Annotated in this window: 21 protein-coding genes; 18 read left to right on the top strand and 3 right to left on the bottom strand. The window is 34.0% G+C overall.

The genetic code is table 11. The annotated features are described in order from the left end of the window. Nucleotide 1 precedes the first annotated feature (1 nt). From B2745_RS10785 to hemJ, 5 genes are read left to right on the top strand one after another with little or no spacing between them, the layout of a single operon-like run. Nucleotides 2-865 carry a sensor histidine kinase gene (locus B2745_RS10785; protein WP_304066314.1) on the top strand — a complete coding sequence of 288 codons (864 nt, stop codon included), beginning with the start codon at nucleotides 2-4 and terminating at the stop codon, nucleotides 863-865. Nucleotides 866-877: 12 nt separating this feature from the next. Then, complete coding sequence (locus B2745_RS10780) at nucleotides 878-1579, top strand: response regulator transcription factor (protein ID WP_026904638.1); 702 nt, start codon at nucleotides 878-880, stop codon at nucleotides 1577-1579. 5 nt (nucleotides 1580-1584) lie between these two features. After that, a complete protein-coding gene (locus tag B2745_RS10775; RefSeq protein WP_304066311.1) occupies nucleotides 1585-2100 on the top strand; it encodes a tetratricopeptide repeat protein in 516 nt (171 codons plus the stop codon). Then, entirely contained in the window at nucleotides 2097-3134 is a 1038-nt protein-coding gene (gene hemE / locus B2745_RS10770; RefSeq protein WP_304066309.1) for a uroporphyrinogen decarboxylase, read from the top strand. Before B2745_RS10775 ends, hemE begins: the two co-directional genes overlap by 4 nt. 46 nt (nucleotides 3135-3180) lie before the next feature. Then, entirely contained in the window at nucleotides 3181-3720 is a 540-nt protein-coding gene (hemJ, locus tag B2745_RS10765) for a protoporphyrinogen oxidase HemJ (RefSeq protein WP_304066307.1), read from the top strand. A gap of 37 nt (nucleotides 3721-3757) precedes the next feature. Here the strand turns inward: hemJ and B2745_RS10760 are convergent, their stop codons facing one another. Together B2745_RS10760 and B2745_RS10755 are read right to left on the bottom strand one after the other, a co-directional pair. Then, entirely contained in the window at nucleotides 3758-3952 is a 195-nt protein-coding gene (locus B2745_RS10760) for a hypothetical protein (RefSeq protein WP_304066306.1), read from the bottom strand. Nucleotides 3953-4031: 79 nt separating this feature from the next. Then, nucleotides 4032-4616, bottom strand: a complete 585-nt coding sequence (locus tag B2745_RS10755) for an RNA polymerase sigma factor (RefSeq protein ID WP_026904437.1) — start codon at nucleotides 4614-4616, stop codon at nucleotides 4032-4034. Nucleotides 4617-4932: 316 nt separating this feature from the next. On the opposite strand from B2745_RS10755, the gene uvrA reads away from it, so the two are divergent. From uvrA to cysN, 11 genes are all read left to right on the top strand, one after another. Then, the gene (uvrA, locus tag B2745_RS10750) at nucleotides 4933-7725 is read left to right on the top strand and encodes an excinuclease ABC subunit UvrA (RefSeq protein ID WP_304066303.1); all 2793 of its coding nucleotides are present in this window, start codon (nucleotides 4933-4935) and stop codon (nucleotides 7723-7725) included. A gap of 112 nt (nucleotides 7726-7837) precedes the next feature. Further along, a complete protein-coding gene (locus tag B2745_RS10745; RefSeq protein ID WP_304066301.1) occupies nucleotides 7838-9007 on the top strand; it encodes a trans-sulfuration enzyme family protein in 1170 nt (389 codons plus the stop codon). A 168-nt stretch (nucleotides 9008-9175) separates the two neighbouring features. Further along, nucleotides 9176-9592, top strand: coding sequence for an OsmC family protein (locus B2745_RS10740; protein ID WP_304066299.1), 417 nt, complete (start codon nucleotides 9176-9178; stop codon nucleotides 9590-9592). A gap of 1 nt (nucleotide 9593) precedes the next feature. Beyond that, entirely contained in the window at nucleotides 9594-10028 is a 435-nt protein-coding gene (locus B2745_RS10735) for an RrF2 family transcriptional regulator (RefSeq protein WP_026904441.1), read from the top strand. A 102-nt stretch (nucleotides 10029-10130) separates the two neighbouring features. After that, a complete protein-coding gene (locus tag B2745_RS10730; RefSeq protein WP_304066296.1) occupies nucleotides 10131-10445 on the top strand; it encodes a nucleotidyltransferase family protein in 315 nt (104 codons plus the stop codon). After that, nucleotides 10426-10773, top strand: a complete 348-nt coding sequence (locus B2745_RS10725) for a DUF86 domain-containing protein (RefSeq protein WP_304066293.1) — start codon at nucleotides 10426-10428, stop codon at nucleotides 10771-10773. Before B2745_RS10730 ends, B2745_RS10725 begins: the two co-directional genes overlap by 20 nt. 211 nt (nucleotides 10774-10984) lie before the next feature. Beyond that, a complete protein-coding gene (locus B2745_RS10720; protein WP_304066290.1) occupies nucleotides 10985-13090 on the top strand; it encodes a nitrite reductase in 2106 nt (701 codons plus the stop codon). A 15-nt stretch (nucleotides 13091-13105) separates the two neighbouring features. Then, nucleotides 13106-14620 carry a TSUP family transporter gene (locus B2745_RS10715; RefSeq protein ID WP_304066288.1) on the top strand — a complete coding sequence of 505 codons (1515 nt, stop codon included), beginning with the start codon at nucleotides 13106-13108 and terminating at the stop codon, nucleotides 14618-14620. 44 nt (nucleotides 14621-14664) lie between these two features. Further along, nucleotides 14665-15375 carry a phosphoadenylyl-sulfate reductase gene (locus B2745_RS10710; RefSeq protein WP_304066285.1) on the top strand — a complete coding sequence of 237 codons (711 nt, stop codon included), beginning with the start codon at nucleotides 14665-14667 and terminating at the stop codon, nucleotides 15373-15375. Between the two features lie 77 nt (nucleotides 15376-15452). Further along, on the top strand, nucleotides 15453-16343 hold the full coding sequence (cysD, locus tag B2745_RS10705; protein ID WP_304066283.1) for a sulfate adenylyltransferase subunit CysD: 891 nt from the start codon (nucleotides 15453-15455) through the stop codon (nucleotides 16341-16343). Continuing rightward, nucleotides 16343-17590: a sulfate adenylyltransferase subunit CysN gene (cysN, locus tag B2745_RS10700; RefSeq protein WP_304066281.1), complete on the top strand. Its 1248-nt coding sequence runs from the start codon at nucleotides 16343-16345 to the stop codon at nucleotides 17588-17590. Before cysD ends, cysN begins: the two co-directional genes overlap by 1 nt. A gap of 53 nt (nucleotides 17591-17643) precedes the next feature. Here cysN and B2745_RS10695 read toward each other — a convergent pair whose 3' ends face one another. Continuing rightward, the gene (locus B2745_RS10695; RefSeq protein ID WP_304066278.1) at nucleotides 17644-18582 is read right to left on the bottom strand and encodes a multidrug resistance efflux transporter family protein; all 939 of its coding nucleotides are present in this window, start codon (nucleotides 18580-18582) and stop codon (nucleotides 17644-17646) included. A 102-nt stretch (nucleotides 18583-18684) separates the two neighbouring features. Between B2745_RS10695 and B2745_RS10690 the strand changes: the two genes are divergently transcribed. Both B2745_RS10690 and B2745_RS10685 read left to right on the top strand, forming a co-directional pair. Beyond that, complete coding sequence (locus B2745_RS10690) at nucleotides 18685-19302, top strand: LysE family transporter (RefSeq protein ID WP_304066275.1); 618 nt, start codon at nucleotides 18685-18687, stop codon at nucleotides 19300-19302. Between the two features lie 77 nt (nucleotides 19303-19379). After that, on the top strand, nucleotides 19380-19913 hold the full coding sequence (locus B2745_RS10685) for a YceI family protein (RefSeq protein WP_304066271.1): 534 nt from the start codon (nucleotides 19380-19382) through the stop codon (nucleotides 19911-19913). Nucleotides 19914-19950 lie beyond the last annotated feature (37 nt).

The following is a 19950-nucleotide window of genomic DNA, read 5'->3' as shown; positions in this document are numbered from 1 at the left end:
CATGAAACCGCTAACCATATTTTACGTTTTAGTTTTCTACGTAATTGCACAATTATTTTGGTGGGCAACTTTACTTATTGAGTTGGAGCCTATTAGAAGAGGTATGGTAATTGGCGAAGGTATTGTTTTTGTTTCTTTGATGAGTTTTGGAGCGTATAAATTGCATAAAGCTATTAACAGAGAAAAGAAAATGAATGCGCAGCAAAAGAATTTCTTGCTTTCTGTAACTCATGAGCTTAAATCTCCTCTTGCTTCTATAAAATTATATCTCCAAACTATACAAAAGAGAGATTTAGATAAAGAAACTCAACAAAATTTCATTGGAAAGTCGCTACTTGATATAGAAAGGTTAGATGATTTAGTTGAAAATATGTTGCTTGCTTCAAAGATTGAGAATAAATCTTATAGTTTTCCTAAAGAGCAGCTTAACTTATCAGAATTAATAGAAAAAATTGTAGCTAGGTTACAAATACATGTTTGCAATAAAGAAGCATTAATTACACAAATAGAACCAAATATTTTTATTACTGGTGATAAGTTTGCCATGGCTTCTGTAGTAACCAATTTAATAGAAAACGCAGTAAAATATTCGCCAGACTGTGTGCCTATTCATGTAAGTTTAGAGCGTAAAAGTAATGGTAAAGTATGCTTTAAAGTTGCCGATTTAGGTATGGGTATACCAGATGTAGAAAAGCCAAAGATATTTGATAAGTTTTACAGAGTAGGTAGCGAGAATACACGTAAAACTAAAGGCACAGGTTTGGGTTTATTTATTGTGAAACAAGTGTTAGAAAATCATCAAGCACTTATTAAAGTAAAAAACAACACACCAAGCGGAACTATTTTTGAAGTTTCTTTTGGATAAAAAATTACAATTATGGTAAATAAACAAAGAATATTATTGATGGAAGATGAAGAACACCTTCTTGAAGCCATCAAACTAAACCTAGAAATGGAAGGCTTTTTTGTAAGAGCCGTAACTGACGGAAAAAAAGCTTTAAAAGTTTTTAAAGAAGAAAAATTTAACCTCATCATTTTAGATGTTATGGTGCCTGAGATAGATGGTTTTCAGGTTGCTGAAACTATCAGGCTAGAAAATAGCGAGGTACCTATCATGTTCTTGACAGCTAAAAATACTTCTGAAGATAGGGTTACCGGACTTAAAAAAGGTGCTGATGATTATCTAACAAAACCCTTCAATTTAGAAGAGCTTATTTTGAGGGTAAATAATCTTATTAAAAGAAGTATGAAAGGCGATGATTTAAAGGAAATCAATTCATACAAAATAGGTGATAAAACTATTTATTTCAATTCCTTTGAGCTAAAGCATGAAAATGGCACCATTACTCCATTAACCAAAAAGGAAACCATGCTTTTAAAATTATTGATAGAGCGCAAGAATGAGGCTGTTTCCCGTGAGCAAATCTTAGAAACTGTTTGGAATTACGATGTTTATCCATCAACCAGAACTATAGATAATTTTATCCTTACGTTTAGAAAATACTTTGAGCCAGATCAAAAAAATCCTATTTATTTCCACTCTATTAGAGGCGTTGGTTATAAATTTACTGATGCTTAAAAAACATGTTTAGTAATAAGGCTAGGTGGTTAGTTGTTTTCTTACTTTTAATTGTTGCTGCGTTGGCCATAACTTTAAAAGTTTATGAAATTGCAGCATTAAGCTTTTTATTTATTGGTTTGGTTGTTTGGGGCTATTTTAAAGAAGGACCTATTATTTTAGCGGCTAAGCAATTTAAAAACAAAGATTACGAAACAGCTAAAAATTTACTTCTCAGCATTGCCAAACCTCAATATTTAAGTAAAAAGAGAAAACCTTATTACGCATATTTATTAGGTTGTATAGCTATACATCAGATGGATTATAAAACTGCTGAGCACCATTTAGAAAAAGCAGCCTTTTCGGGACTTAAAGCTCAAGATTTAGGTATAACTATCATGCACTTAGCCAATATTAATCTCAGAAATAAGCAAAAAGAAAAAGGTTTGTTATGGATAGCAGAAGCAAAAAAGATACCTTTGCCAGCCAGACAACAAAGCATATTAAAAAATTTAGAAAAAGAGTTACATCAAATTAAATGAAGGATTCATTATTTATTAAAGCAGCTTTATCTCAGGAAACAGAACGCCCACCAGTTTGGATGATGCGTCAGGCAGGCAGATTTATGCCAGAATACTGGGAGATTAAAAACAAATATTCTTTTCTGGAAATGTGTAAAACACCAGAAATTGCTGCTGATGTAACCATGTTACCAGTTGATTTATTGGGTATAGATGCCGCTATTTTGTTTTCAGATATTTTGGTTACAGGAGAAGCAATGGGCGGCGATTTAAGTTTTGAACAAGGTGTTGGACCCAGATTTGCCAATCCGGTAAGAACAGCTCAAGATATTGATGCCCTAGAAGTTGATGTTACCCATCGTTTACAATATGTTGCTGATGCAATAAAAGTTATTCAGCAAAGGTTAAGCGCTTTGGGAGATAAGCAAATTCCATTAATTGGCTTTGCAGGTGCACCTTTTACCGTAATGAGTTATCTTGTAGAAGGTGGTTCTTCTAAAGATTTTAAATTAACAAAACTTATGATTCATAATCATCCAGAATTGGCACATAAGCTTTTAAGTAAAATTGCAACAGTAACGGTTGACTATTTAAACCTGCAAATTGCAGCTGGTGTTAACGCTGTTCAGATATTTGATAGTTGGGCTTTGGCTTTAAGTTGGGATGATTATAACGAGTTTTCTCATCGTTACATCAAAGAAATCATCAGTAAACTAAATAGAAAAGATATTCCAGTTATTTCTTTTTGTAAAGGAAGCTCGGTTTTTGCACCACTAATGGCAGAAGCTAAGCCAGATGTTGTTTCTATAGATTGGAATGTTGATTTGAAAGATATTAAGCAACGTTTACCACAAGGAATGGCAGTTCAAGGAAATCTTGATCCTTTTGTTCTTTATGCAGATAAAAAGGTTATCAAAGAGAAAATCCATAGACTTTTTGAACGTATGCGTGGAGAAAAAGGCTTTATCTTTAATTTAGGCCACGGTATTATGCCTGATATTCCTTTCGACAATGTAAAATACGCTATAGAAGTAGTAAAAGAGTTTAGATACTAGATGTAGTGTTTACTAAGGTTTCATAAAGTAAATTAATCAAACGAAAATGTACCAATACGTTCTGTCTATACATATCATATTTGTAGTTAGCTGGATGGCTGGGCTTTTTTACATCGTAAGGTTATTTATTTATCATACAGAAGCTAATGAAAAGCCTGCTTTAGAACGCGATATTTTACAAAAGCAATTCCAAATAATGGAATCAAAACTTTGGAATATCATCACTACGCCGGCTATGTTATTAAGCGTTCTGGCTGGTTTAACTATGCTACACCTAAATCCCGGTTTATTACAAACCGGTTGGATGCAAGTAAAAATAGCTTTTGTTATAGGTTTACTTATCTATCATTTTCTATGCGGTAGAATTATCAAGCAACTCAGAAATGGAATTTTTAAAATGACAAGTACCCAATTAAGGTTATGGAATGAATTGGCAACTATATTTTTAGTAGCTATAGTTTTTACGGTGGTTTTAAAAAGTGCAGTAGATTGGCTTTACGGGTTAATTGGTCTAATTATTTTTAGTGCAGTCATCATGTCGGCAGTTAAAGTTTACAAATATTACCGATTAAAAAATAAAGCATAGCAAAGAGGCTTCTTGGAATATAAAGAAGCCTCTTTGTTTATAAAGATTTAGAATATCTTAAAATCCTTTTAATACTTTCTTCTGATGGATTTTTAATCAGTGTGTTTAAAGCAGGTTTCAACTGTTCGTAAAACAAGTGTTCTTCTATAGTAAAATTTTTCATAGCAGTTTCCTCCTCGTTATTTTGTTCGCCAAACAATTCAGAGTTTTGTTGTGTAAAAGTTTCTATCATAAGCTTTAACTGTTAAAATTTGTTAAATATAAAATAGAAACGTTTAGCTGCTGCTATTATTTTACAGTCGAATAAAAAATCAATTTTTTAATGATAATTCTTTTTCTGTAATCATTTTGCGCAGATTATTTAGCGCATAACGCATTCTTCCTAAAGCGGTATTTATGCTTACTTGGGTTAAATCTGCAATTTCTTTAAAAGATAAATCGCCATAATGTCTCATAATTAATACCTCTTTTTGCTCAGATGGTAATAAATGAATCAATTGCTTTAAATCTTTATGGGTTTGTTCTTTAACCATTTTGTCCTCGGCACTTTCATCGTAAATCCCTAAAACATCAAAAATGTCAAAACCATCGGTATTAGTAATAACTGGCGATCTTTTTTGTTTCCTAAAATAATCTATAACCAAGTTGTGGCCTATTCTTAATACCCAAGGTAAAAATTTACCTTCTTCGTTATATCTACCTTGTTTTAAGGTTTTGATAACTTTAATAAAAGTGTCTTGAAAAATATCTTCAGCCAAATATTCATCTTTTACTAATAAATAAATGGATGTATATATTCTGGATTTGTGTCTGGTAATTAATTCTGTTAGAGCAGCATCTTTGCCTTTAATATAAAGATGTACCAGTTCTTGGTCTGATTTGGTTTGATAGCTCATAATTCCTCCTAGTTAATTCTTCCTGTTGTTAGTTCTAATTAAGTAAGAGTTTTCTCTATAAGCTAAAAATTTGAGTTGTTAAATTTATTGTTACCAAATGAAATAATAATTTTATAAAAATCAAAATTTAATTATCAAGTTTTTTATAAGATACATTATTTTAATCAATTGAGATATTTTAAAATACAAAAGCTAATTAAACGCTATTACGCTAGCTTTTGTTAATTTGCTACATCTTTGCAAGATATATTAAAAATAAGTCAAAATACTTAATAATGTGCAAAACAATTTTTAGAAGCCCTACTTTTGTAAAAGGATGATAGAAGATAAAAACTCGGTAAATAATATAATTATAAAAGGGGCAAGGGTTCATAACCTCAAAAATTTAGATGTTGCCATACCCAAAAATAAACTTGTAGTGGTTACAGGAATGTCTGGCTCTGGAAAATCGTCTTTAGCTTTTGATACACTATACGCCGAGGGGCAAAGAAGATATGTAGAAAGTTTATCTTCCTACGCTAGGCAGTTTTTAGGTCGTATGAACAAGCCTGATGTAGATTACATCAAAGGTATTGCCCCTGCTATTGCCATAGAGCAAAAAGTAATTACATCAAACCCTAGGTCTACTGTTGGTACATCAACAGAGATCTATGATTATTTAAAGCTGCTTTTTAGTAGAATAGGAAAAACGATTTCCCCGGTTTCTGGTGCCGTAGTTAAAAAAGATTCGGTTACCGATGTTGTAAATTATATATCCGCATTGCCAGAAGACGCTACGGTTACTATTTTGTGTCCTTTACATCCACATAATAACAGAACTTTAAAAGAAGAGCTAGCTGTATTATTGCAGAAAGGTTTCGCCAGAGTTGTTTTTAAAGGTGAGATAAAAAAGGTTGAAACCATATTAGAAGATAAAGCTATTAAAAATGAGTATCTGACTGATGAAAACGCTATTTTAATCTTGATAGATAGGGTAGTAACCAATCAAGAAGATGAAACTTTAAGTAGAATTGCTGACTCTGTACAAACTGCTTTTTTTGAAGGTAAAGGAGATTGCTTTGTTGATTATGATGATGATAGAAAGCATTTTACAGATAGGTTTGAGTTGGATGGGATAAAGTTTGAAGAGCCAACACCAAATTTCTTTAGTTTTAATAATCCTTATGGAGCATGCCCGAAATGCGAAGGTTATGGTAAAGTAATTGGTATTGATGAAGATTTGGTTATCCCCGATAAATCAAAATCTATCTACGATGGTGCCATAGCTCCTTGGCGTGGCGAGAAAATGAGAGAATGGTTAGATAAGCTGATTAAAAATGCATCTAAATTCGATTTTCCTATTCACAGATCTGTTAGTCAGCTAACCGTTGCAGAGCGTAAATTGCTTTGGAAGGGGAATAAATACTTTGAAGGTTTAGATGATTTTTTTAAATACCTAGAAGAACAAACTTATAAAATTCAATATAGGGTGATGTTATCACGTTATCGTGGTAAAACCAATTGCCCAGATTGTTTGGGTACACGTTTACGTCCAGATGCTGCTTACGTAAAAATAAACGGCTTTTCTATTACAGATTTGGTTTTGATGCCTTTAGAAAGGTTATTAGACTTTTTTAAGAATATCAAGTTAGATGAGCAACAACAAAAAATATCCAAAAGATTATTGTTAGAAATCACTAACAGAGTGGTTTTCTTAAATGAAGTTGGTTTGGGATATTTAACCTTAAATCGTTTATCAAATACTTTATCCGGTGGCGAGTCGCAAAGAATTAATTTAGCAACATCTTTGGGAAGTTCTTTAGTGGGCTCTGTTTATGTTTTAGATGAGCCAAGTATCGGTTTACATCCAAGAGATACCAATAGGTTAATAGGTGTCTTAAAATCTTTACGTGATGTTGGTAACACTGTTTTGGTGGTAGAGCATGAAGAAGAAATTATGCAAGCCGCAGATCATATTATCGATATCGGGCCCGAAGCTGGTACACAAGGAGGAAATTTAATTTTCGAAGGCTCTTACCAACAAATTCTTAAAGATGAGAAGAGTTTAACAGGCAAATATCTTAGTGGAAGAGAAGAAATAGCCATTCCTAAAAATAGGAGAAAGCCAGTTGATTTTATAGAAATAAAAGGAGCAAGAGAAAATAACCTCCAAAATATTAATGTAAAATTCCCGCTCAACGTATTAACTGCGGTTACAGGTGTTTCTGGTTCCGGAAAAACATCTTTGGTAAAAAGAGTTTTATTTCCTGCTTTACAAAAGGTTTTAGGTAATTATTCTGGCGAGCAAACCGGATTATATGATGGAATTGAAGGCGCTTATGATTTATTAACTCAGGTGGAGTTGGTAGATCAAAACCCAATAGGGCGTTCGTCACGTTCAAATCCGGTTACTTATGTTAAAGCTTGGGATGAGATTAGGGCTTTATATGCTGCCCAACCTGCGGCTAAAGCAGCAGGATTAAAGCCAGCGGCTTTCTCTTTTAATGTTGAGGGCGGTAGGTGTGATGTTTGTCAAGGTGAAGGCGAGGTTAAAATAGAAATGCAGTTTATGGCAGATATTTTCTTACCATGCGAAGCTTGTGGAGGAAAGCGCTTTAAACAACACGTTCTAGACGTTACTTATAAAGATAAAACCGTATCAGAAGTTTTAGATTTAACTATTGATGAAGCCTTAGCTTTCTTTGAATCAGAACAAAAAATCATCAATAAAATAAAACCTTTGGCAGATGTAGGTTTGGGTTATGTACATTTAGGGCAATCGTCAAACACGCTTTCTGGAGGCGAGGCACAAAGGATAAAATTGGCATCTTTTCTTATTAAAGGTAACAATAGTCACAAAAATTTATTCATTTTTGACGAGCCAACTACAGGTTTGCATTTTCATGATATAAAAAAATTGCTAAAATCTTTTGAGGCTTTAATAGAACAAGGCAATACCATTATTGTGATAGAACATAATATGGATGTTATAAAATGTGCAGATTGGGTTATAGATATTGGCCCAGAAGGAGGCGATAAAGGTGGGGATTTAGTTTTTGAAGGTACTCCGGAAGAATTAATAAAGCAAAGAAAATCTTATACTGGCGAGTATTTGAAAGAGAGGTTTTGATGAAGACTGAGGTTTGATGACCGAAGTCCGAAGTTTGCAAGGCTAACTAAAAACTGACAACTTAAAACGAGCAACTGATAACTGTCAACTAAAAACTGACAACCGAATAAAGATGAAAGAAGAATCAAAATTAATAAGAACACAAGCAACAAGATCACAAAACAGAGAACACTCTGTGCCTTTATACCTAACATCAAGTTTTATATTTGATGATGCAGAGCAAGGCAGGGCTATTTTTGCTGATGAAATACAAGGAAATATTTATTCAAGATACTCAAACCCCAACACAACCGAGTTTATTGAAAAGGTTTGCGCTTTAGAAGGTGCAGAGGCGGGTTTAGCTTTTTCTTCTGGTATGGCGGCTGTATTTGCGTCTTTTGCTGGTTTACTAAAAAGTGGAGATCATGTGGTGGCTTTTCGTTCTATTTTTGGCTCTACTCATCAGCTTTTAACAACTTTATTTCCTAGATGGGGCATTACCTCAACTTATGTTGATGCTGCAAATCCAGAAGGACTAGAAGCTGCTATACAAGAAAATACCAAAATGATTTTCTTAGAAACCCCATCAAACCCAGGTTTAGAACTGGTTGATTTAGAATGGCTTTGTAAGATCAAAGAAAAGTATCCAAACATTATTATTAATGTAGATAATTGCTTTGCGACACCATATTTGCAAAAGCCTATTGCTTATGGGGTTGATATTGTGAGTCACTCGGCTACCAAATATATGGACGGACAAGGTCGTGTTTTAGGAGGAGTTGTTGCCGGAAGAGTAGGTTTAATTAAAGAAATGATGTTCTTTATTAGGCATACCGGCCCAGCAATGTCTGCTTTTAACGCTTGGTTATTATCCAAAAGCTTAGAAACTTTACCTGTAAGGATGGATAGGCATTGCAGCAATGCTTTAAAAGTTGCAGAGGCTTTAGAAGCAAGCTCAGAGGTTGAAGTAGTGAGGTATCCGCATTTACCATCCCATCCGCAATATGATTTAGCCAAAAGACAAATGAAACAGGGTGGCGGTATTGTAACTTTCGTTATAAAAGGTGGTTTTGAGAGGGCTAAACGTTTCTTAGATGCTCTAGAAATGGTTTTAATATCATCAAATCTTGGCGATTCTAGAACAATTGCTACACATCCAGCATCAACCACACATTCTAAATTATCAGAAGAAGAGCGTCAGCAAATTGGTATTTTCCCTGGTAGTATTAGGATTTCTGTAGGTTTAGAAAATATTGATGATATTGTGGAGGATATTTCTAGAGCTTTAGAGGTTAGTAAGTAAGTTCATTGGTTCATTAGTAGATAGTTCATTAGTTCAATAGTATATAGTTCATTAGTTGGAATTAAGTTCATTTGAGTAATATGATATGTTAATTTATCTCAAGATAAGTAAGTCTCAATACCCATATCTCAATACTCAAATCTAAAACCAATACTCATATCAAAAAAAATGAAAATAGAATTAAATAGAGTTAGCGATGCAGTACATTTTGAAGCTGCCAGTAGTTTTAGTGATATTAAAGTACATATAGATGGCTCGCCAGAAATTGGAGGCGAAGGTTTGGGTGCTAGACCCATGGAATTAGTTTTAATGGCCTTAGCATCTTGCAGTTCTCTAGACTTAATATCCATATTAAAAAAACAAAGACAGGTTATAGAAGACTTAAAAGTTGTAGTAGAAGCACAAAGAAAAGATGCTATTCCGGCAGTTTTTACTTCTATACACATGATTTTTAAATTTAAAGGTAACTTAGATTTGCCAAAGGTAGAAAAGGCAGCAGAATTGGCTGTGAAAAAATACTGCTCTGTACATGATATGCTTGCAGCAGGTGGTGTTGATATTACCTATGCAATTGAAATAAATTAAGATGTTATCCAAAAAAACCAAATACGCTATCAGAGCACTTATTGCTTTAGGAGAACGCTACCAGAAAGAATCTGTTAATATTTCTTTTATTGCAGAAACAGAGAAAATTCCTAAGAAATTTCTCGAACAAATTTTGCTCGAGTTGCGCAATGCTGGTTTTTTATACAGTAAAAAAGGTGCTGGTGGCGGTTATTCTTTATTAAAAGATCCTCAAGAGATAAATTTGGTTCAAGTGATGCGTTTAACAGGTGGGCCTATAGCTCAATTACCCTGCGTAAGTCTGAATTTTTATCAACGTTGCGATGAGTGTAAAGAAGAAAGCACTTGTGGTATCAGAGATACTTTTAAAGATGTGCGAGATGCAACTTTGAAAATTTTATCAGAGACTACCATTGCAGATTTAATTGCTAAAGAGAAAAGATTAGCACTTCCTTAATTGATTAAGAATTTAAAGCCATTAAACCTTTATGAACTTAAAACACTTATATTTGTAATAAGTAACTGATTTAATGAGCTTTGTGATTTAATTTTTCTAGCTATGGTAAAGCAAAAATCAGCAGAATATATTCGACATATTTTAGCGGCTAATTCCTCTAAACTTAAGTCGTTTGGCGTTAAGCAGATAGGTGTATTTGGTTCTGTTGCCAAGAATGAACAACATCCAAATAGCGATATTGATATATTAGTTTCTCTTGATAAAGAAAGTAAAACACTTCGCAATTTTCTTTCTTTAGCTTATTATTTAGAAGACTTACTTCAAAATAAAGTAGATTTAGTTACAAAGGAATCTCTCAGTAAATATGTTAAAAACAATATTTTAGATACCGTTTTATATGTACCCCTCACAAATTGAGTTCTTATCACATATTTTAGACGAATGTCACTATCTCATTTCAGAATCTGAACAATCTACTTACGAAGATTTATTAGAGAATCCACGATTAAGTAGAGCAATTTGTAGGAGTTTAGAAATCATAGGAGAAGCAAGTAGTAAATTACATCCAGATATAAAAATTAAATACCATTTGGTTCCATGGAGAGAGATGAGTGATTTAAGAAATAGAATCATTCACCATTACTTTGGTGTTGATTATGAGATTGTATGGAATATTTTATCAATGGATATTCTAGAATTAAAAGAATGGATTACTATCATATTAGAATCAGAATCTGGAGCATAATTTTTTTTTAAAATGTCTACTAATTCCGTATACTTTATATATATTTGCAACAGTCAAAATTAGTTTGATGGTTTACAGTTGAATTTTGCCTGCAAAAATAAATAGTTGAGGTGGGTACAGGAGAGCAAGCACATCAAAATATAATTTCTAGTGTGTTAATTGAAAACCTCTTCTGAATTGTTTCAGGGAGGTTTTTTTATATAAAAATATTATGCAAAGCTTTAGAACAGAACTTGAAAATCCTTTAGTAGAAAAAGAAATTATAGATCTTGAACAAAAGATTAGAGCTTTTCGTGAAGGAAAAATTCATGACGAAAAATTTAGAAGTTTAAGGTTGGCCAGAGGCGTTTATGGTCAAAGACAACCTGGTGTTCAAATGGTTCGTATTAAATTACCTTTTGGTAAAGTCACTTTTAAGCAAATTTTAAAAATTGCAGATATTTCTGATGAATACGCATCAAAAAACCTGCATTTTACCACCCGTCAGGATATTCAAATTCATTATGTAAGTTTAGATAGAACACCAGAATTGTGGGCTAAACTTGCAGAAGATGATATTACTTTGAGGGAGGCTTGTGGTAATACTGTAAGAAATGTAACCGCTTCTCCAACATCAGGAATAGATCCTAAAGAACCATTTGATGTTTCTCCTTATGCGCAGGCATACTTCGAGTATTTTTTAAGAAATCCTATCTGCCAAGAAATGGGAAGAAAAATCAAGATTTCTTTTTCTTCAAGTGATGATGATACTGCTTTTTCTTTCATCCATGATTTAGGTTTTATCCCTAAAGTGAAAATAGAAAACAACCAAGAAATAAGAGGTTTTAAAGTTTTACTAGGCGGTGGTTTAGGTGCACAACCTTCTTTAGCACATGTAGTGAGCGAGTTTATGCATGAAGACGATATTGTTCCTTTTGGAGAAGCCGTACTTCGTGTTTTTGATAGACATGGCGAGCGAAATAACAGAAATAAAGCTCGTATGAAATTCTTGGTTAATAAAATTGGGATTGATGAAGTTTTAAGATTGGTTGAAGAAGAAAAAACCGCTATAAAAGTTAAAACTTTTAAAATTAACAGAGATACCGTTAAAACTCCGGTTTTACCAGCAAAAGTTACCCAGCAAGTAACGGTTATAGATGAGGTAGAATATCAAAAATGGGTAGCTACTAACACTTTTGAGCAAAAGCAAAAAGGCTTTTTTGGTGCTTATATTAAAGTAAGCACTGGCGATATGCCTACCAAACAAGCAAGATTGCTAATTGATGGTATTAAGAATTTAGTTGCTGATGAGATAAGAATTACCATTAACCAAGGTTTACTTTTAAAATATGTGCCAGCGGAAAATTTACCTGCTTTGTATAATGTCTTAAAATCATTAAATCTGGTTGCTTTGGGTTTCGATAGCGTTGCCGATGTAACTACTTGCCCTGGTACAGATACTTGTAATTTGGGTATCTCTAACAGTACAGAGTTAAGCCGTATTTTAGAATCTGTAATTTATGAGGAATATCCAGACTTAATTTATGATAGAGATATCAAAATTAAAATTAGTGGATGTATGAATAGCTGCGGTCAGCATGGTTTAGCACATATCGGGTTCCACGGAAGTTCTTTAAAAGCCAATGGTAAAGTTTTACCTGCTGTACAAGTACTTTTAGGTGGCGGTATTGTGGGTGATGGTTTAGGCCGAGCAGCAGATAAAGTTTTAAAAGTTCCTTCTAAAAGAGCTCCACAAGTTTTAAGAAACGTTTTGGATGATTTTCATACAAATGCCGCAGAAAATCAAACATTTCATGCTTATTACGATGAAAAAGGAAAAGATTACTTCTATCAATTATTAAAACCATTGGCAGATAGTACTTTATTTACCGATAGTGATTTTGTGGATTGGGGTCATGAAGAAACTTTCCAAACAGCTATTGGCGTGGGCGAGTGTGCTGGTGTTGTAATTGACTTAGTAGCTACTTTAATATTTGAAGCAGAGGAGAAATTTAGCTGGGCAGTAGAAGCTTATGAAAAGCAAGCTTGGGCCGATGCTATTTACTATTCTTATAGCGTATTTGTTAGCGGTGCTAAAGCATTATTGTTAGATTTAGGTGTTAATAGCAGCACACAATCTGGTATCATTAAAGAATTTACAGAGCGTTTTGAAGGTCAGTTTGTAGATGGTTCTTTTAGCGATTTAGTATTACAAATCAATAAAAACGAGCCTTCAGCTGCTTTTGCAGAGGCTTATTTAGCACAAGCAAATGATTTTCTTGAGAAAGTTAAAAATCATAGAAATCAACCAGAGTTAGAGAAATCTGCAAACGCTTAATAGCTTTTAAAAAGAATGAATCAAACATTAGCTCAAGATAGCGAAAAGGAAAAAGCTGGAAATCAGCTTTTTCCTATTTTCTTAAAGCTACAAAACTTCAATACCTTATTGGTAGGTGGTGGTAATGTAGGTTTAGAAAAGCTTGAAGCTATGTTAAATAATAGTCCTGATGCAAATATTACCGTAGTTGCAGATAGGTATTTAGACGAAGTTTTTACCTTGTTAGAGAAACATCCGCAAGTAAAAACTATTCTTCGCCCATTTGAGGTATCAGATTTAGAAGGTAAGGAGTTGGTGATATTAGCCACTGACAATTACCAACTTCATCAGCAAATACAGCAATTGTGTAAAGAAAAAGGCATATTGGTTAATGTTGCCGATACGCCTCATTTATGCGATTTTTATTTGGGTTCTATCGTTAAGAAAGGAAATCTTAAGATTGCTATTTCTACTAACGGTAAATCGCCAACGGTAGCTAAAAGGCTAAAGCAGGTTTTAAACGAAAGTTTACCTGATGAGTTAGACCAAACTTTAGATAACATCAATAAAATAAGAAATACCTTAACAGGAGATTTTGCTTATAAAGTTAAAAAGCTTAATGAAGTTACGGCTAGTTTGGTTGATGAACAACCTAAACAAAAAATTTCGCCTAAAGCTTTAGGCTGGATAATTTGGATAACCGTTCTTTTTTTTGTTGGAATAACATTTTTTGCACTTTGGAATCAAGATCCGGCTTTTAAAAACTATTTGCTTACGGTTAACCCTTATTTCTATTATTTTTTAATAGCAGGGTTCATCTTTGCGATGATAGATGGCGCTATTGGGATGTCTTATGGCGTAACATCTACAACTTTTTCTTTGTCTATGGGCATACCCCCAGCATCAGCTAGTACGGCGGTACATATATCAGAAATATTAAGTAATGGTATAGCAGGTTGGATGCATTTTAAAATGGGCAACGTAAATAAAAAGCTTTTTAAAATGTTGGTTATTCCAGGGATTATAGGTGCTGTTATAGGTGCATTTTTATTATCATCATTAGAACATTATAGTCATTATACCAAGCCTCTTATTTCTGTTTATACTTTTGTTTTAGGAGTTATCATCATCAGAAAAGCGATTATAGCTAACAGAAGAAAAAACGAGCCGGCAAAGAAGAAAATCACAAAAGTAGCTCCTCTAGGTTTTACAGGTGGTTTTGTGGATGCTGTTGGTGGAGGTGGTTGGGGTACTATTGTTTTATCAACTCTTATTGCTGGCGGCCGACATGCCCGTTACTCTTTGGGCTCTGTAAAACTGAGTCGGTTTTTTGTAGCACTTATGAGTTCCTTAACCTTTATTACCATGCTGAATGATTTACATTGGTACGCTGTAAGTGGTTTGGTTTTAGGAAGCGCCATAGCATCGCCCATAGCGGCTAAAGTATCAAATAAAATATCAGCTAAAACCATCATGTTTGCAGTAGGTATTATCGTGATTTTAGCGAGTAGTAAAAATATCATAGGGTTTATCATGAAATTTTTAGCATAGGGTTTAATAAAGTTTAAGAATTGTATTTTTGCCGAAATTTTAACATGAATAAAGCAGAAGAAATAAAAGAAATTATAAAAGGACTTACTCCAGAAGAGGTTTTAGCAGTTTTAGCTAAAAGCTACGAGGGTGAGATTGTTTTTTCGACCAGTTTTGGTTGGGAAGATCAAGTAATTTCGCACATGATTTTTACTAAAAACCTACCCGTAAAGGTATTTACTTTAGAAACAGGCAGATTGTTTCCGGAAACTTATTATGTATGGAATAGGACATTAGAGACCTATCAGAAGCCTATCCATACCTATTTTCCTGATGCTGCTTTGTTACAAGAGTTTGTATCGGCCAAAGGGCCAAATAGCTTTTACGAATCGGTAGAGAATAGAAAAAGCTGCTGCGGCATAAGAAAAGTTGAACCTTTAAATAGAGCTTTAAAAGGTCAGAAAATTTGGATTACAGGTATCAGAGCAGACCAGTCTGCTAACCGTGAAGATATGGATTGGGTAGAGTGGGATGAGGCACATCAATTGGTAAAAGTGCATCCAATTTTTCATTGGACTTTAGAAGACGTTAAAAAATACGTTGCAGTAAATAACATCCCATATAACCCGCTGCATGATAAAGGTTTCCCTAGTATAGGTTGTGCCCCATGCACCAGAGCGGTAAGAGAGGGAGAAGATTTTAGAGCTGGTAGATGGTGGTGGGAAGACCAAAGTAAAAAAGAATGCGGTTTACATGATTTAGAAGCGAAAAGCTAAAGGCGAAGAGCCCAATAAAAAACATAAAATTTACAAGAAGCTTTTAGCCTTAGGCTTTTAGCTTTCAGCATTAAAATATGGATTATTTAGATCAGTTAGAGGCAGAAGCAATTGCAATTTTAAGAGAAGTTGCAGGGCAATTTGAGAAGCCTGCACTTTTATTCTCGGGTGGTAAAGATTCTATCACATTAGTGAAATTAGCAGAAAAGGCATTCCGTCCAGGAAAATTTCCTTTCCCTTTGGTACATATTGATACCGGACACAATTTCCCTGAAACTATTGAATTTAGAGATAAATTGGTAGCACAGTTAGGAGAAAAACTTATTGTAGGCTACGTTCAAGATTCTATAGACCAAGGAAAAGTAATAGAGCAAACTGGCAAAAATGCGAGTAGAAATGCTTTACAAACGGTTACACTTTTAGATACCATTTTAGAAGGTAAGTTTGATGCTTGTATTGGTGGTGCTAGAAGAGACGAAGAGAAAGCTAGAGCCAAGGAAAGAATTTTCTCTGTTCGTGATGAGTTTGGCCAGTGGGATCCAAAACGTCAACGTCCCGAGCTTTGGAATATCTATAACGGAAAAATCCATAAAGGGGAAAATGTAAGAGTATTCCCTATAAGCAACTGGACTGAGCTTGATGTTTGGAACTATATCAAACGTGAGAATATAGAATTACCTTCTGTTTATTTTGCTCATGAGCGTGATGTTATCATGAGAAACGGACAATGGATGGCGGCTTCTGAATACCTAAATATGGATGAAGAAGATATCATCATCAGAAAAAAGGTAAGATTCAGAACAGTTGGTGATATGACTTGTACTGCAGCTGTAGAGTCTGATAAAGACCAAATAGACGATATTATTTTAGAGATTTCACAATCTAAAATAAGTGAGCGTGGTGCCAGAATGGATGATAAAGTTTCAGAAGCGGCTATGGAAGACCGTAAAAAAGGAGGATATTTCTAATGGATATTTTAAAGTTTTTAACAGCAGGAAGTGTTGATGATGGTAAGAGTACCTTAATTGGTAGAATGCTTTACGATACAGAGTCTATTTTACAAGATCAATTAGAAGCTATCCAAAACTCTAGTCGTAAAAACGATGACGGTTCTATCGATTTAGCCATTTTAACAGATGGTTTAAAAGCAGAGCGTGAACAAGGTATTACGATTGATGTTGCTTACAAATATTTCCAGACCGAGAAACGTAAGTTCATCATTGCTGATACCCCAGGTCATATCCAATACACCAGAAACATGGTTACTGGTGCTTCTAACGCAGATTTAGCTATTATTCTGATAGATGCCCGTAAAGGTGTGATAGAGCAAACCATCCGCCATTCTTATTTAGTTTCTCTACTTGCTTTAGAGCATGTGGTAGTTTGCGTAAATAAAATGGATATGGTTGATTATAGTGAAGAAGTTTTTGAGAAAATCCACGCAGATTACCACTCTTTAGCTGTTAAATTGAATTTGCATGAAGTTACTTTTATACCTGTAAGTGCGTTAAAAGGAGATAACATCGTTAATAACTCTTTAAACATGCCATGGTATAAAGGCAAAAGCTTGTTAGACCATTTAGAAACGGTACCTGTTAGAGAAATGGATGCGCTTTTACCAGCTCGTTTCCCGGTACAATGGGTAATTAGACCACAAACAGAAGAGCTTCATGACTATAGAGGTTATGCTGGTCGTGTTGCAAGCGGTGCTTTTAAAGTTGGCGATACCATTAAAGTATTACCTTCTGGTATGAGATCAAAAATTGCTAAGATTGAAACTTTTGATGGCGAGCATGCCATTGCAGAAGAAGGAAAATCTATCACCATGCATTTAGAAGATGAGATAGATATTAGCAGAGGAGATATGATTTCTGAGGCCGAAAGACAACCGATAGTTTCTAATTTAATTGAGGCTGATATTTGTTGGATGGATACTCGTGAATTAGATACATCAGCTACTTATTTTATACAACATAATAGCAAGCTTACGCGATGCAAAATCCAAGAGATACTTTATAAAGTTAATATCAACACTTTAGAAAAAGTAAATGCTGATGCTTTTGGGTTAAATGATATTGGTAGGGTGGAAATTAAAACAGCTGATGAATTGGCTTTTGATCCTTATGAAACCAATAAAAGAAACGGTGGCGCCATTATTATTGATAGCAGAACCAATGTAACTGTTGGCGCTTTAATGTTAAGAGCTGCACTTTAAAATATAATTTATGATGGTAAAAGCTGTTGCAGAAATGTGGCAGCTTTTTTTATTTAGCGGCTTTTGGCTGATGATATTTTGGTATAATATAACATACCTAAGGTAATCAAAATCATCCCTAAAATACTCAACAGAGATGGTGCTTGTCCGTTTAAGAATAAAAGTTCTAGCATTAAGGTAATACCAATCTCGGCAGATTGCGTTGCTTCTACTGCGCCTAAAATAGAAGTATTATTACCAGCCATTTCTGTAGCTTTAAAAAATAAGACTGTAGCAATTACACCAGAAGATAAAGCTATAAATCCGGATTGTATGAGTTCTGATGATGATGGCGCACCACTTCTAAAATAGGCTATAGCAGCTACAATTAGCCATAATGGCATAGAGCCTAAAGTCATTCCGGCAACACGTTGTATAGCATTTAATTTAATATGTTCTTTTTCTTGAAATAGTAAAATCATCCTGTTACCTAAAGGGAACATAAAGGCAGAAAATATTACTAGAAGAGCTCCAATAAGGATATTAAAAAACGATGAAGATTTAACCTCACCAAATTGAGATATAATCACGCCCATTAAAATAATGCAAGTAGCTATAAAAGCCTTTTTTGGGATAATTTTCCGCTCATCTTGGTAAATAAAAGGAGAAAGAAGTAAGCCAGCAATAATAGTAGTTTGAAAAGTACCAGCAACCAACCAAGCCGGACTAAAAGAAGCTGCCGCCGTTAAAGCAATATAAAAAAGCCCGAAACCTACACTACCCCATAATAACCAAGGCAAAGGCTTGCTAAAAACTGCTTTAAACATAGTTTTACTACCCTTACTTAATAAGGCTACCATTAAAATAATAGGTAAAGTAATGATATATCTTAAACAAGCCGACCATAAAAAATCACCTCCAGCACTAGCCATACTCTTATTTAAAATATAAGTAGCACTAAAAAATAAGGCCGAGAGTAAGCCAAATAAAATTGCTTTTAAAGGATTAGACATATCATTACTTTTTGCAAAAGTATTACTTTAAGCTATCTTGAATAGAAAAAAACGTCTCTTTTATTGCAATTAATATGAAATAAGCCATATATATTTGCAGCCATGTTTTTACTCACTTTTGTAGTTGCTGTAGTTGTAAACTTTGTAGGTTATTTACCCTTTGGTAATATTAACCTTACTGCAGTACAAATGTCTGTGAATAAAGGCATGAAACAAGCATTAGTCTTTATACTTACCTTTTCCATTTTTGAGGCTTGTTTTACCTACGTATTGATGCGTTTTGCCGAGTGGTTTGCCACCAAAAAAGATTTGATGCACTGGTTAGATTGGATATTGATAGTCGTTTTTATCATCTTAGGAACAAGCAGTTGGAGTACCGCTAAAAAAGAGTTAAAACAAAACACCAATCACAGGAAAAGAGACAGCATAAAAACAGGTATCATCTTAGGAATATTTAATCCTATGCAAATACCTTTTTGGATGATTGGCGGGACCTACCTCATATCTCACCAATGGATTACTACAGATGGATTTGGGCTAGAAATATTTGCAGTAGGGGCGGCAATAGGTGCTTTTTCTGCCTTATATTTATTTGCCAGATTTGCCCAATACATTCAAAGTAAGTTTGCTTTAAGCCATCAAATCATCAATAAAAGCGTAGCTTGTATATTCTTTACTTTAGCCATTATCCACGTTGTGAAGCTTGGTTTTTTTAAATAGAGTCTAATAAAAAAAAACAATTGTTGTATTTATGTGTTTAAACATGTATATTAGATTGTAATTTAAAATAAAAAAATATGTCAAACATCGGAAAATGGGTTCTAGACCCTATGCACTCAGAAGTGCAATTTAAAGTTAAGCATCTTGTAATTTCTACCGTAACGGGTACTTTTAAAGTTTTTGACGGCAGTTTAACAACTGAAAGTGAAGATTTTACTAACGCAGCAATAGATTTTTCTTTAGATGTTACCAGTATTGATACCAACCAAACAGATAGAGATAATCACTTAAAATCTGCTGATTTCTTTGATGCAGAAAAATATCCAGCTATGAAATTTACATCAACGGCTTTTACCAAAAGTGGCGATGATTATAAATTAGAAGGCCATTTAACTATTAAAGATGTAACCAAACCAGTAACGCTTGATGTTGAGTTTGGCGGCACCGCAACAGATTTTTATAATCAGGAAAAAGCAGGTTTTGAAGTTTCAGGAAAAATAAGCCGTACTGCATTTGGCTTAACTTGGAATGGCGTAACAGAAGCGGGTAAAATTGTTGTAGGTGATGAAATTAAATTAGCTATTAACGTACAGTTTACAAAACAAGCTTAACTTTGAACACACACTAACACACTAATATTTTAAAGCC

This window comes from Pedobacter glucosidilyticus (assembly GCF_002483235.1).
Classification (GTDB): domain Bacteria; phylum Bacteroidota; class Bacteroidia; order Sphingobacteriales; family Sphingobacteriaceae; genus Pseudopedobacter; species Pseudopedobacter glucosidilyticum_B.
Note: the sequence above shows the minus strand (reverse complement) of the source record. Positions and strands in the feature narration are given on the sequence as shown.

What these genes read in the sequence shown, in the direction of transcription:
- B2745_RS10785 (WP_304066314.1), top strand. Translation starts at nt 2, where the DNA reads ATGAAACCGCTAACCATATTTTACGTTTTAGTTTTCTACGTAATTGCA.
- B2745_RS10780 (WP_026904638.1), top strand. Translation starts at nt 878, where the DNA reads ATGGTAAATAAACAAAGAATATTATTGATGGAAGATGAAGAACACCTT.
- B2745_RS10775 (WP_304066311.1), top strand. Translation starts at nt 1,585, where the DNA reads ATGTTTAGTAATAAGGCTAGGTGGTTAGTTGTTTTCTTACTTTTAATT.
- hemE (WP_304066309.1), top strand. Translation starts at nt 2,097, where the DNA reads ATGAAGGATTCATTATTTATTAAAGCAGCTTTATCTCAGGAAACAGAA.
- hemJ (WP_304066307.1), top strand. Translation starts at nt 3,181, where the DNA reads ATGTACCAATACGTTCTGTCTATACATATCATATTTGTAGTTAGCTGG.
- B2745_RS10760 (WP_304066306.1), bottom strand. Translation starts at nt 3,952, where the DNA reads ATGATAGAAACTTTTACACAACAAAACTCTGAATTGTTTGGCGAACAA.
- B2745_RS10755 (WP_026904437.1), bottom strand. Translation starts at nt 4,616, where the DNA reads ATGAGCTATCAAACCAAATCAGACCAAGAACTGGTACATCTTTATATT.
- uvrA (WP_304066303.1), top strand. Translation starts at nt 4,933, where the DNA reads ATGATAGAAGATAAAAACTCGGTAAATAATATAATTATAAAAGGGGCA.
- B2745_RS10745 (WP_304066301.1), top strand. Translation starts at nt 7,838, where the DNA reads ATGAAAGAAGAATCAAAATTAATAAGAACACAAGCAACAAGATCACAA.
- B2745_RS10740 (WP_304066299.1), top strand. Translation starts at nt 9,176, where the DNA reads ATGAAAATAGAATTAAATAGAGTTAGCGATGCAGTACATTTTGAAGCT.
- B2745_RS10735 (WP_026904441.1), top strand. Translation starts at nt 9,594, where the DNA reads ATGTTATCCAAAAAAACCAAATACGCTATCAGAGCACTTATTGCTTTA.
- B2745_RS10730 (WP_304066296.1), top strand. Translation starts at nt 10,131, where the DNA reads ATGGTAAAGCAAAAATCAGCAGAATATATTCGACATATTTTAGCGGCT.
- B2745_RS10725 (WP_304066293.1), top strand. Translation starts at nt 10,426, where the DNA reads ATGTACCCCTCACAAATTGAGTTCTTATCACATATTTTAGACGAATGT.
- B2745_RS10720 (WP_304066290.1), top strand. Translation starts at nt 10,985, where the DNA reads ATGCAAAGCTTTAGAACAGAACTTGAAAATCCTTTAGTAGAAAAAGAA.
- B2745_RS10715 (WP_304066288.1), top strand. Translation starts at nt 13,106, where the DNA reads ATGAATCAAACATTAGCTCAAGATAGCGAAAAGGAAAAAGCTGGAAAT.
- B2745_RS10710 (WP_304066285.1), top strand. Translation starts at nt 14,665, where the DNA reads ATGAATAAAGCAGAAGAAATAAAAGAAATTATAAAAGGACTTACTCCA.
- cysD (WP_304066283.1), top strand. Translation starts at nt 15,453, where the DNA reads ATGGATTATTTAGATCAGTTAGAGGCAGAAGCAATTGCAATTTTAAGA.
- cysN (WP_304066281.1), top strand. Translation starts at nt 16,343, where the DNA reads ATGGATATTTTAAAGTTTTTAACAGCAGGAAGTGTTGATGATGGTAAG.
- B2745_RS10695 (WP_304066278.1), bottom strand. Translation starts at nt 18,582, where the DNA reads ATGTCTAATCCTTTAAAAGCAATTTTATTTGGCTTACTCTCGGCCTTA.
- B2745_RS10690 (WP_304066275.1), top strand. Translation starts at nt 18,685, where the DNA reads ATGTTTTTACTCACTTTTGTAGTTGCTGTAGTTGTAAACTTTGTAGGT.
- B2745_RS10685 (WP_304066271.1), top strand. Translation starts at nt 19,380, where the DNA reads ATGTCAAACATCGGAAAATGGGTTCTAGACCCTATGCACTCAGAAGTG.